Genomic DNA, 12,066 nt, shown 5'->3' with positions numbered 1-12,066 from the left:
AGACCTTCCTTTTACGATTGGATTGCGATCTGCTCTTGGAGTTCAACGATCCGTTCCTGATATTGTGGATATTCTTCTGGCGTTGGTAGTAAAGCACATCTTTCTAATACCTTGGTAGCGTCCTCTTTCCTATCACCCATTACAAGAAATTCTGCATACTGGAGCATAAAAAATGCATCCTCTACTCTATGCGGATTAATATCGAGAGTTCTTTGCATATGCATAAGCCCTTTTTCGATGTCCCCTGCATTTACAGCTGCAACCGCAATAATATAATTTACTGGTTCCGAAGATTTCTGACTAGCTTCTAACGATTTAGATACTTCTAGTGCATCCGCGTAATTCCCATCTTGAACCCGTTGGACCACTTCATTATAATATAGACTTTCTACTTGGAAAGCCTCATTCTGCTTCTTTGCTTTTACAAATGCAGTAATCAAGCCAAGTACAATAAGTAAAACAAGTCCTATTACAATACTTTTTCTTATCGAATCACTTATATTCATAATCTACTTCAGCCTTCCTAATCTATCATTAAATATGTATCTACACTTGACAAGTATACAACAATTTCCGACATTAGTCACGGGAGTTCCGTTTGTTCTAGTATTTGGTAAAGCTTCATATTTCACAAAGAAATATCCTCTCATAAGTCTTATCACAATTGAAGTGAGAATCAAACTACAAAAACCCCCTTAACCAATTGCTAAGTTAAGAGGTTATCATATATCACCATTCCCAGACAGCTAATCAGGCACCGACTTTCAGTTCACAAAAAGAAAATCCCCTTAAGTCTCAAAAGACTGAACTGCCCCGTAAATGTTAGACACCAACTAACATTTACGGGGTGTTTTTATGTCAAAATATACAGTAGAAGTTAAATTACAAGCGGTGGAACGCTATTTAACTGGAAACGAAGGCTATAAATCCATTGCAGACAGCATTGGCGCAACTAAATCTCAAGTCATTAATTGGGTGAAATTATTTGAAGCGCAAGGTGAAAATGGTTTTAAGAAAGACTATACAAGTTACTCATCTGAGTTTAAACTAAACGTACTCAATTTTATGATCGAAACAGGTGCGTCTCTTCGAGAAACGGCAAGCACATTTAATATTACTTCCCCTAGCACCGTTTATAAGTGGGAGCAGTTGCTTAAGTCAAAAGGATTGGACGCGCTAGAACCAAAGAAAAAGGGGCGTCCATCCATGAAAAAAGAAGAGAAGAAAGTTGAATCACAAAAATTAATCCCAGCTGAAGGATCAGTAGATGCCTTACAAGCGAAAATCGAGCGTTTAGAAATGGAGAATGCTTATTTAAAAAAGTTGAACGCTTTAGTTCTCGAACAAGAAAAATTACAAACAAAATCAAAGCGCAAGTAATTTTTGAACTAAAGGAAAAATACGAGGTCGTGGATTTAGTTAAAGTCGCGGGCATTCCACGCAGCACCTATTACTACTGGGAAAACCGATTGGATCGAATCGATAAATATGAATCGGTTAAAGAAGCAATCAAGCATGTTTTTCACGAACATAAGGGTCGATATGGTTATCGTCGCATCACAAAAGAACTAAAGAAATACGGCTTTACGCATGAACCAAAGACCATCAATCGCTTGATGAATGAAATCGGCTTAAAATGTATGGTCCGTATGAAGAAGTATCGCTCTTATAAAGGAAACGTCGGAAATATCGCTCCTAATGTATTACAACGAGATTTTAAGGCAGATAAAATGAATCAAAAATGGGTAACAGACGTAACCGAATTCCATCTCTTTGGAGAAAAACGTTATTTGTCACCTGTTCTTGATTTGTGTAATGGTGAAATCATCGCCTATAAAGTCATGAATCGACCGGTCTATCAACTTGTAGGTGATATGTTAGATGAAGCTGTTCAGCGCCTTCAACCAGGAGATGAAGTCATTCTTCATTCTGATCAAGGCTGGCATTATCAGATGAGAAAGTATCAAAAAACATTACAAGAGCACCAGATAACGCAAAGTATGTCCCGTAAGGGCAACTGCTTGGATAATGCGGTCATCGAAAATTTCTTTGGCTTATTAAAATCGGAATTACTATATTTACAAGAGTTTAAGAGCATGGCGCATTTTGAAAAGGAGTTAGAAGAATATCTTGAGTATTACAATCACAAGCGAATGAAGGCAAAATTAAAAGACCTGAGCCCGGTAGAATACCGAACTCAGATCTTAGAAGCTGCTTAAAATATTTGTCTAACTTTATTGGGTCAGTTCAGACCCAAGGGGATTTTCACAACACTACCAAACACTCAAAATCCATCGATCCCGAACTATCTTAGTCGTGTTAAAACCTGGTATTAGGATTAGTTAGAAAATGTACCTGTAGCTTTAACATTTGTGAACAATTTCGCTTCGTTAGCTGTTGGAGTTGCACCATCTAGAAGGAAACGGTTGTTTGTTAGAGTAACATTAACATCTGAAGTTGGTGCAAAGCCAGTTTTCAATACTTTGATATTGACTTTACCAGTAGCTCCAGCAGAAACTTGAAGTTCTGTAGATTTAAGAACTGTACCTGCAATACGAATATCCAAGTCACTTGCAAGTAATCCAAGCGCTGTAGCGTTAATAGCCTCATCGAATGTTAAGACAAGTGTATCACCAGAAGATACAATTCCAGTTACACCCGTTGACGTAACCAATGATGGAGCTACTTTGTCAACGATAGTGCCTAGTGCTGTTATTGCTGCATTAGTTGATGCTGTACCTGCAAGTGTCACTAATTTTGTTCCATCGACTGTAATAGCGCCTGCTAGATTAGCTGCATCCGCATCAAACTTTCCTTCAAACTTCACTTTAACTGTAGATGTACCATTGACTTCTACACTTTTAACAGGGTTTCCAGTTGCAGAAAACGCACTATTAGGAGCACTTACGATAGCTGCGTTGAATTTAAATTCAACTGTATCTTTATTTACTAATTTCGTTTCTGTAATGCTTAACGCATTTTGCGCAAGGGCTACATCAACAATATTAGTTCCATCATTTTTTGTGAATCCTTCTAAGAAGTTACCTTCTAAGTCTTTCACTGCAAGAACTTGAATTTCTTCTACTTTAGTTTTTGTAGCTGATTGAGTAGTGAATGATACATCTTTACTACCAATTTTTTCATTGAAAGTAATAACTACTACTTTACCATCTTGTACTACTGAAATGTCAGCAATATTTGAATTTAAAGCTTGTAGTGTATTATCAATTTTCACAAGGTAGTTAGAATAGTTTGCTAATGTAGCAACATCCATTTTCTCATCAAATCCAATTACTACACGAAGATCGTCTGCATTTGCAGTTTTAGAATCAATTTTCGGTTGTGTCGAATCATCTTTTGTGACGTCCGCACTGAAATCTAGCATTGTGTTTTGAAGTTTCGTGTTATCTTTAACATTTTTTACAGTTAACTTGTTTTTACCTGTAGAAAGGTTTGAATACGTTGTTAAAGTAACAATATTCCCTTCAGTAACTACTGCTTCTTTAATAGAAATCACTTTACCATCTTTATCTAAAAGAGTATAGTTAGATACATTTGTTGCAGATCCAGCTGCAGTAGAACTATTTAAAACATTTTTAGAGAATTGGATTTTAACTGTGTCTGCACTTGTTACTGTTACTTTTTTAACCTCTGGACGTGTTTGGTCTACTACTGGTGTTACAGATACTTTTGTATCTTTTGCAATTTCGTTTCCAGAGTAATCTTTCACACCTTCAACATAAATATCAATTGAACCTGTTGGTAGTGAATCTGCATCTAAGAATGTGAATTCGAATTCAGTAGAAGAAAGTTGCTTGACTGTATCAGCTTTTCTCTTATCGTTACCAGATTTCCAGTACACGTTAGAAGCTACAACCGTTTCATCATCAATTTCTTCTGAGAATGTGATTGTCACTTTTTCAAGTGTTGCTTCTGCTTTGTCAATTGTTGGAGCTACTTTATCTTCAACAACTGTGAAGTCGTGTGAAGTACGTAGTGCCATGAAGCCAGCAAAGTCTTTAACTTTTTCTACTACTACTGTGTGGTCACCCACTGCAAGTGCAGCAGTGTCGTATGGCGTTAAGATGACTTCGTTACCAGTCACTTTAACTTTACCGAAGTACGCTTTGCCGTCTAGTGTAAAGTTGTTTTGTTTAACATCTTCTACTGGCTCAGAGAATGTAATTTTCAACGATTTTGTTCCAAGTGATTTCACTTCTTTAACTACTGGAATTTCGTTATCTACTACTTTGAATTCGATATCTTTTACGTTAATTTCTTTGTCTCCAGCTTTAACGTTTGAAACGTTTAAGTGGTCTGCTTTATTGTTAGTCAAAGAACCAACTACAGTAAGAACTACTGATTTTTGATCGTCAGCTAGTTTCACTGTATCAATTGCTTTACCTGATTTAAGTGAATAGTTAGCTTTGTCGCTACCAGTTTCCTTGTCAACAGCTGTATTGAAAGTAACTACAACTTCTTTAAGGTTAGTTGCGCTTACAGATTCAACTTTAGGCTCAGTTACTATTTGTTGTGGTAATTTGCCTTCTGCTTCAGCTTTGATTGTGTTGTTTAAGAATGTTGCAAAGTGTCCGCGAGTTGTAGAACCTTTTGGATTGAATTGAGCAACAGTCGTGATATCTAAAAAGTCAAGAACGTTGATAGCACCGTGTGCTTCAGTTTTTGCTGATGCAAGGTCCGTTACTTCTTTGTTGAAAGTAGTTGCTGCAACTTCAGCAACTAGGTCTCTGTCAAGGATTGCATCAAATGCGCGAACAAGTACTAGTGCCATGTTTTCGCGAGTGATTTTACCTGTTGGATCCAAGTTACCTGCTTCTGTTCCGTTGAATACGCCTGCATCTTTTACAAGTGCTGCATATTGCAACAACTCTTCGTTTGCAGTCAATGGTAGATCGTTGAAACGTTGAACTGTTTTATAGTCTCCAGGGATTTCTTGTCCAAGAGCTACTAGGTATTTCCCCATCATTTTAACAACGTCAGAACGAGTCAATACTTGGTTCGGTTTGAACGTTCCATCTGGGTAACCACTGATTGCACCAAGTGCGATTAGTGCGTTAATACCTTCTGCGTGCGTGTTACCTTGTACATCTGATAATTCTGGTGTTGCCGCGCTTGCTACTGGTGCTACTGCAGATGCTACTAGAGCAGCTGATGCAGCTCCTACTAGAAACTTTCTGTACTTCGTTGGTTGGTTAGCCATTGAATAATTTCCTCCTCTTAGATAGAAATAAAATTTGTCATCTACTTCCACGGCAAAATGAAAGGTAGAAGCCATTACACACTAAAGTATAGATAGTTACAACAAGGATGTCAATTACTAAATAGTAATCTTATAAATTCCCCTTGAAATTCACTAGATTTCTTTAGTCGCTCTTACCATTCTATCGCATATCTTATAATTATCAAGTGTTTTACTGAAATTGGTGTATAATTACAATACTGTTTCAATTATATAAATAGTATTACGGGGTGTTTGTTGATAGAAATGCGGTTTCGGAGGGATAATAGTACGGATTTGTTATTTTCATTACGATGCCTTTTACTTGGTACAAGGGGTATCTTTCCTATATTTCTATGTCATGAAGACACAAAAAAGCTTGAACAGATGGGAACTGTTCAAGCCTTTTTGCATGGTCAACCAACCGTTTTGTTCTGCGTGGCGATTAATTATATATGTTTTAGAGGAAATTATCCTTACACTTATGTATTCTAGCATCTGATTTGCGAGAATACAAGAGTCTACCCATCATTTTTGTTTAAAAACTTCAAATAAAAATTTCGGCAGATTCATTTGCCGTTGTAAACGGCTCGGTTCCTTTAATAGTCGATATAGCCACTCTGCACCGAAGCGTTGGAAGATAGCTGGCGCGCGTTTGAGATTTCCTGCAAGAACGTCAAATGAGCCGCCAACTCCTTGATAAAGTGTCGGGTATAGCTTGTCCCGATGTTGTTCAATCCATTGCTCTTGTTTGGGAGAGCCCATCGCTACGAATAGTATGGATGGCTGGGCTTGGTTAATGATGTCGATGATTTTGTCGTTATTTGACTCATAGCCGTCCTGTGTACCTGCGACGATTAGATCAGGATAGGTTTGCTGCAATTGTTGTGCTGCCTTGTCGGCTACGCCCGGTTTTGCTCCGTATAGGAAAATGGCATGTCCGGTTCTTGCTGCTTCTCTAACGACGTGGTCCATCATATCCACACCTGTGACACGGGATCTGATGTTGCCTTTTTGTAGCTTGGAGGCAATGATGACTCCGATACCATCCGGGATTTGGAACTGCGCCCGATTGAGTAGCGCTTTTAGCTCCGGGTCTTCCTTCGCCTTCATGAGTTTTTCAGGGTTAATGGCTACGACGAGTGACTTTTTCTTGTCTTCGATATTGCGAAAGACTTTTGGAATCAGTTGGTCGTAGTTTTCGGTATTTACTTGGACCCCTAAAATCTGCTCTTTCATATAGAAGAGTTTCCTTTGTTTTTGCCGTCACCGAGTTTAAAGAAACGGAATCCAGCTTGCTCCCACTTGTCTCGGTTGAGTGCGTTTTTCGTATCTAACACGAGTGGCTTTGTATCCCCTGTGTTAAGCGTTTGTGGGTCAAGGTTTTTGAATTCTGTATGATCCGTTGTAAGAATGATCATATCTACTTGCTGAACTGCTTCTCCTAGTGTTGCCACTTGTGTCGGATGTTGTAGCTCTTTGATATGCGGGTCGAATGAGACAACGTTCAGTCCTATGTTTTGTAGCTCTTGAATAACAACTGTAGATGGGCTTTCTCGTAGATCGTCGACATCGCCTTTAAATGCAAGTCCTAGGATGGCTACTTTTCCTTGTTGAATGCCTTGCTCTGCAAGTAACGCTTTCGCTTTTTGCGCAGTGAATTTCGGCATTCCATCGTTTGTAAGACGTGCTTTTTTAATGATGTCCGCTTTGTCTGGGCTTAATTCCACAAGGAACCACGGATCGACTGCGATACAATGCCCTCCAACGCCTGGCCCTGGTGTATGGATGTTGACACGCGGGTGGAAATTAGCGAAGCGAATCGCTTCCCAGATATCCACGTCGATTGTTTCCGCAATTTTAGCAAGTTCGTTGGCGAATGCGATGTTAACATCGCGATACGTGTTTTCCATCACTTTTACAAGCTCTGCCGTTGTTGCATCTGTTAGGTGGATAGCCCCTTTGACAAATGTTTCGTACAGCTCTTTTGTCATTTCCGCCGATTGTGGCGTAATACCGCCAACGATGCGATCGTTGTTGATGAGCTCTTCGAATATCTTCCCTGGGATAACACGTTCTGGTGAGTGCGAGACGAAAAGGTCTTCACCAAGTGTCAGATTCGATTGACGAAGCTCTGGTAGCATGACGTTTTCTACTGTTTTAGGTGGCACAGTCGATTCGAGTATGACAAGTGCTCCTTTTTTTAGATAAGGGACGACGGATGCTGTTGCTCGTCGGATGTACTCTAGGTTAGCGGTGTTGTCTGCGTTAATAGGTGATGGGACTGCAATTATGTAGACTTCTGCATCTACTGGTTGCGTTGAGACGGTAAACATACCTTCGTCGATCGCTTGATCGAGACGCTGTTGTAATCCATTCTCTTCTATATGAAGTTGTTTGTTGGCGATCATGCTGACTGCTTTTTCATTGATATCGACGCCGTGTACCCGGACACCGTTGTTCGCGAACATAACTGCTGTCGGCAGGCCGATGTAGCCGAGGCCGACGACACATATATTTTTAGTCATCGTGATTTTCCTCTTTTCTAGGGTTACTTATTTTATCTTAAACATTTGTTGATTATAGCACAACTGGGGGGCAGGTCACTAGTGATAGGTGAGTGGAAGAGTAGTGGTTTCTATTGAACCTAGTATGGAGGTGATAACTATGACAACTTACGAGATAATCAGTCTTCTTTTACAACTTTCAATTGTATGGTTGATGATTATAGCAGTTTTGTTGTCAATCATCTTTTTTCTATTGAAAAAAGAATAACCGTCCCCCCTAACCAGGTTTGGACGGTTATTCTTACCTAATCCGGACCAACCGCTCTTCTTGCGGTTTGCGATTACTAGGCCGAGTGTTGACGCACTCGGTCTTTTTCTATGTTGCGTACTTCTACCGATATTATACCGTGACTTTATGATTTGTTCAAGGTTTTCGGGTATTTACTGATACTGATTGTCGACTCCGAAAGGAGTCAGCTTATAAAGAAGATTGTTTTTTCATTTGGATAAGCTGGGTGTAGATGGTGATGAATTCTTTGTTTGGTTCGGTCTGGATGGTTGGGGTGATGCCTTTTTTATGGACTTTGGTTCCTTTGGGTCCGGCGAATTCGCCGATTGTTAGTTTAAGTGCCCCACCGTCTTCTAGTGGAAGGATGGATTGAATGGTACCCTTCCCTCTTGTTGTTTCACCAATAATGGTGGCAGCTTGCTGGTCTTGGAGTGCGACCGCGACAAGTTCAGAGGCGGAAGCGGAATATCGGTTGACAAGGACATAGGTTTGTTGTGGAAATTTTACGTTGGTCGTGACCGGTTGAATCATACGCGTGCCTGTGCGTGTTGTTAGTTGGTAGGCGTCTGTTACTCCCGGAAAGTAGCCGAGTAGTTGTTCAGCGCTTTCGACGTAGCCTCCACCATTATATCGTAGGTCGATGATGAGTTCGGTCGCGCCAGCTTGTTGTAAGGCGAGCCAATGGTCGTGAACTTTTTGGTCTAGGTCGGCTGTGAATTGAGCAATTTTTAAGTAGCCGATGTTGTGAGGCAGCATAGATGATGTGACAGCTTGTTTTGTTTGGGGCGCTATTGTTATCGATGCAATTTTGGCTGTTGGTTTATTCGTGGCTACTGCGGCAAGGTGGCTTTGATATTCATTCGCAGGAAGGTAACGGGAGTAGATATCAAGTGTATGGATGATTTCATCGACAGATGTCAGGGTGTAAAGGTCTTTCGGGACGTCTCCGTAGTAGTAGGTGTCGATGAAGTATTGAATGTCATCGAGGGTATCAGCTTGGGCGAGTGGTATTTGTAGGGTAAGGAAGAGAATTGTTAGGAATGCAGCGAGTATTTTTTTCATGGCGACGACCTCCTTTAGTGAGTGATGGATTCTATCTATTACTAGACTATACCCCGAATGGGAGAAATACATACCTATATGTGGTAGAAATAAAACTACTCAAGTGACCAACCGCAGGAAAAAGCGGCTAGTCACTTGAGTAGTTATTTTCGTGAAAATTCGTGGACCCAGTAGGTGGTTCCGTTGGCGTCAGTGGCGTAGCCTGTGCCTATGTGTGTAAATTTTTTATTGACAATGTTAGCCCGATGCGTTGGTGAGTCCATCCAGTCTTGGACGACTTCTTCGGGTGTTCGTTGACCTTTGGCGATGTTTTCACCATATGCTGTCCATTTGTAATTGAATGTGGCAAGTAGTTGGCTGGTTGAGCCGTAGACTGGTGATGTATGGCCGAAGTAACTATTTTTCACCATATCCTGCGCTTTGGCCTGGGCAACTTTGGATAGTTCTTTGTCATGGATAAGTGCCGCTGCATTTTGTTGTGTACGTTGTTGATTGACAAGGGTGATGGTTCTGAGTGCAGAGTCATCAGTGCTGTTAACTGCTTCATCTTTGTCGACGTACGCTTTGGCCACTTTGTCGTAGATGATAAGGCCTTTTTCGCGTGCAGTGTTGAATTCCATTGTGCGATACAGGAAGGCTGCGATATGGGCACGCGATACGTCGTCGTTCGGTTTGAATTCGCCGCCTTCGGGTGTTGTAGTGACGCCTAGTTCAGCGAGTGCTGTGATGTAGCCGTGGTATTGATTTTGTTTCGCGACGTCGCGGAATGTAATTTTGTCGTTGTCATCGAGAATGATGTTGTAGCCAAGCGCGAACATTTTCGACATTTCAGCGCGTGTGAGTGGCTTATTTGGTTGAAACTTGTCTCCGTCAGTGAAGATGCCTAGTTCAGTGAGTGCCCGAATGTGATTATATGAACCGTGAGCAGGACCAACGTCTTGGAAGCTCGGTTTGTATGTAGCGGATGGTTTTACGTCAATCGCAAGCGCGACAATTTTGGCAGCTTGGGCGCGAGTAACCGGATGGTTTAAGCGATAGGTGCCGTCTAGATAACCGTTGATAATGCCCCGCGTTGAAATGTCGTTGATCACTTCGTAGGCCCAGTGGTTTTTGGGTACATCCGTGAATGTGGCGGCGTGAGCTGGCGTATGCGTAGTGACTAGTAGTGCTGTTGCGAGAGATAGTGTCATGATGCGTTTTTTCATAGTGATAGTGCCTCCTTTGGTGTTGGTATGTATGTGTATACCCGTTTTTAGTAGTCTAGTTCGCTGTTTTAAGTATACTAGTTTTCTTGTTGGGTGGATATAGGGATTGCGATGTGTTGTGGGGGGGACGTTGTTTAGTTTTGGGGAAACGTTGTTTACTTCGTGGAAAACGTTGTTTTGTTTGGAGATTATGTTGTTTTGTTGCTGGAACGTTGTTTTCTTTCGGAGAAACGTTGTCTACTTCGTGGAAAACGTTGTTTTCTTTCGGGATTATGTTGTTTTGTTGCTGGAACGTTGCTTTCTTTCGGAGAAACGTTGTCTACTTTGTGAGAAACGTTGTTTTGTTTGCAGATTATGTTGCTTTGTTGCTGGAACGTTGCTTTCTTTCGGAGAAACGTTGTCTACTTCGCGGGAAACGTTGTTTTCTTTCGGGATTATGTTGTTTTGTTGCTGGAACGTTGTTTTCTTTCAAAGAAACGCTGTCTACTTCGTGGGAAACGTTGTTTTGTTCTACGAGAACGTTGTTTACTTTTGGAAAAACGTTACTTTGTTTAACGGAAAGGCTCTTCCACCTCTATTGATGCAGTGCAAAATCCGGAGTTTAATGAAAAACTATCCATTAACCAAACATTCTTGGTTAATGGATAGTTATTTTCAATCTTCTTCTTGTTGTAATTCGAATTCCACCTTCGACAAGACATCAAAGCCTGTTAACTGTGGTACGAACCCGATCAATTCATTCGTTGCACCAATAAGGAGCTTCGAATCATCGCTTAGGTCAGCTGCAGCACCTTCATAGATATTTGCCACAAATGGGCGTTCATAAAATTGCAAGTCCTCATCGTTCGTAATTTCCATCCTATTTGCTGGAGTGATATGGTCAGCCAAATCGAGGTCCTTTACCATCAATGCATTCAGGCGCGCAATATCATTTGGAATGGACTTGAACACAACTTTGTTGAGCTTTGGTAATCCTTCTTGCCAGTAACCCTCAAATTTTGCCAATATAATTGTTTCATTTAAGCTACCTTCGCTAAATTTGAATGGTCCTGTTCCTACAGGAATGTATTCTATCTCATCGTTAGCTTGATCCAATGATGTTGGACTTACCATTGAAAACGGGATCATCGTTAGATTTTTCAGGAACGATTCTTGTGGGTAATTTAATTTGATAATGACAGTATCTTCACCGTCAGCCTTCACTGATTTTATAACAGGATTGTTGAATCCATCGAATACTAGTTGATAATTTGGGTAATCTTTTGCATTCCCCTCGGACCAACGTTCAAAGTTCTTCACAACCGCATCCGCATTGAAGTCTGTCTTGTCATGAAATGTAACACCTTTTCGAAGCTTAAACGTATACGTCAAACCATCATCGGTAGATTCCCATGTTTCAGCTAATCCAGGAACAACCGTCGGCTCTTGTTCTCCGATGTTCACCAGTGTTTCATATATATTGGCAATAACGTGGAAGGAATCTCCCTCCTTCATATGCGCCGGATCGAGTGAAGAAGCAACCCCACTATGTCCAAAAGTCAGTATTTTTTTCCTATTGTCCTCTACATTATCCTCGCCGGAATTCGACGAGGTACATGCTGCAAGTATCACGGACAGGACAAGCAACAGTAGCAAGGCAAGTGGCCGAGACTTCATTTTCATCTAAAAAACCTCCATCTATTTTACATCATTTATACTAAACGTACTGCATGATAAATTGTTCCCGAATACCAACCTACTCATTATATAGCTTATCTCGCCATA

General features: G+C 40.8%; 8 protein-coding genes. 1 reads left to right on the top strand and 7 read right to left on the bottom strand.

The genetic code is table 11. The features are described 5' to 3' along the window. Nucleotides 1–11: 11 nt before the first annotated feature. Nucleotides 12–506: a hypothetical protein gene (locus MKZ10_RS05285; RefSeq protein WP_342508541.1), complete on the bottom strand. Its 495-nt coding sequence runs from the start codon at nucleotides 504–506 to the stop codon at nucleotides 12–14. A gap of 349 nt (nucleotides 507–855) precedes the next feature. Between MKZ10_RS05285 and MKZ10_RS05280 the strand changes: the two genes are divergently transcribed. Next, a protein-coding gene (locus MKZ10_RS05280; RefSeq protein ID WP_342508539.1) for an IS3 family transposase occupies nucleotides 856–2,219 on the top strand; the annotation gives its coding sequence in 2 pieces (ribosomal slippage) (nucleotides 856–1,315 and nucleotides 1,315–2,219; 1,365 coding nt in all). 119 nt (nucleotides 2,220–2,338) lie between these two features. Here the strand turns inward: MKZ10_RS05280 and MKZ10_RS05275 are convergent. From MKZ10_RS05275 to MKZ10_RS05250, 6 genes are all read right to left on the bottom strand, one after another. Further along, nucleotides 2,339–5,221 carry an S-layer homology domain-containing protein gene (locus MKZ10_RS05275; protein WP_342508537.1) on the bottom strand — a complete coding sequence of 961 codons (2,883 nt, stop codon included), beginning with the start codon at nucleotides 5,219–5,221 and terminating at the stop codon, nucleotides 2,339–2,341. Nucleotides 5,222–5,767: 546 nt separating this feature from the next. After that, nucleotides 5,768–6,478, bottom strand: a complete 711-nt coding sequence (locus MKZ10_RS05270; RefSeq protein WP_342508535.1) for a WecB/TagA/CpsF family glycosyltransferase — start codon at nucleotides 6,476–6,478, stop codon at nucleotides 5,768–5,770. Continuing rightward, entirely contained in the window at nucleotides 6,475–7,767 is a 1,293-nt protein-coding gene (locus tag MKZ10_RS05265; RefSeq protein WP_342508533.1) for a nucleotide sugar dehydrogenase, read from the bottom strand. The genes MKZ10_RS05270 and MKZ10_RS05265 overlap by 4 nt, the downstream gene beginning before the upstream one ends. Nucleotides 7,768–8,224: 457 nt before the next feature. Further along, nucleotides 8,225–9,097 (bottom strand): S41 family peptidase, encoded by an 873-nt coding sequence (locus MKZ10_RS05260; protein ID WP_342508531.1) that lies wholly within the window; start codon nucleotides 9,095–9,097, stop codon nucleotides 8,225–8,227. A gap of 143 nt (nucleotides 9,098–9,240) precedes the next feature. Continuing rightward, entirely contained in the window at nucleotides 9,241–10,302 is a 1,062-nt protein-coding gene (locus MKZ10_RS05255) for an S-layer homology domain-containing protein (protein ID WP_342508528.1), read from the bottom strand. Between the two features lie 654 nt (nucleotides 10,303–10,956). Continuing rightward, complete coding sequence (locus tag MKZ10_RS05250) at nucleotides 10,957–11,964, bottom strand: ABC transporter substrate-binding protein (protein WP_342508526.1); 1,008 nt, start codon at nucleotides 11,962–11,964, stop codon at nucleotides 10,957–10,959. Between the last annotated feature and the right edge of the window lie 102 nt (nucleotides 11,965–12,066).

The organism is Sporosarcina sp. FSL K6-2383 (genome assembly GCF_038618305.1).
In the GTDB taxonomy this organism is placed as follows: Bacteria; Bacillota; Bacilli; order Bacillales_A; family Planococcaceae; genus Sporosarcina.
Note: the sequence above shows the minus strand (reverse complement) of the source record. Positions and strands in the feature narration are given on the sequence as shown.

Excerpts from the sequence above, each read along its gene's own strand:
- MKZ10_RS05285 (WP_342508541.1), bottom strand. The coding sequence starts at position 506 with ATGAATATAAGTGATTCGATAAGAAAAAGTATTGTAATAGGACTTGTT.
- MKZ10_RS05275 (WP_342508537.1), bottom strand. The coding sequence starts at position 5,221 with ATGGCTAACCAACCAACGAAGTACAGAAAGTTTCTAGTAGGAGCTGCA.
- MKZ10_RS05270 (WP_342508535.1), bottom strand. The coding sequence starts at position 6,478 with ATGAAAGAGCAGATTTTAGGGGTCCAAGTAAATACCGAAAACTACGAC.
- MKZ10_RS05265 (WP_342508533.1), bottom strand. The coding sequence starts at position 7,767 with ATGACTAAAAATATATGTGTCGTCGGCCTCGGCTACATCGGCCTGCCG.
- MKZ10_RS05260 (WP_342508531.1), bottom strand. The coding sequence starts at position 9,097 with ATGAAAAAAATACTCGCTGCATTCCTAACAATTCTCTTCCTTACCCTA.
- MKZ10_RS05255 (WP_342508528.1), bottom strand. The coding sequence starts at position 10,302 with ATGAAAAAACGCATCATGACACTATCTCTCGCAACAGCACTACTAGTC.
- MKZ10_RS05250 (WP_342508526.1), bottom strand. The coding sequence starts at position 11,964 with ATGAAAATGAAGTCTCGGCCACTTGCCTTGCTACTGTTGCTTGTCCTG.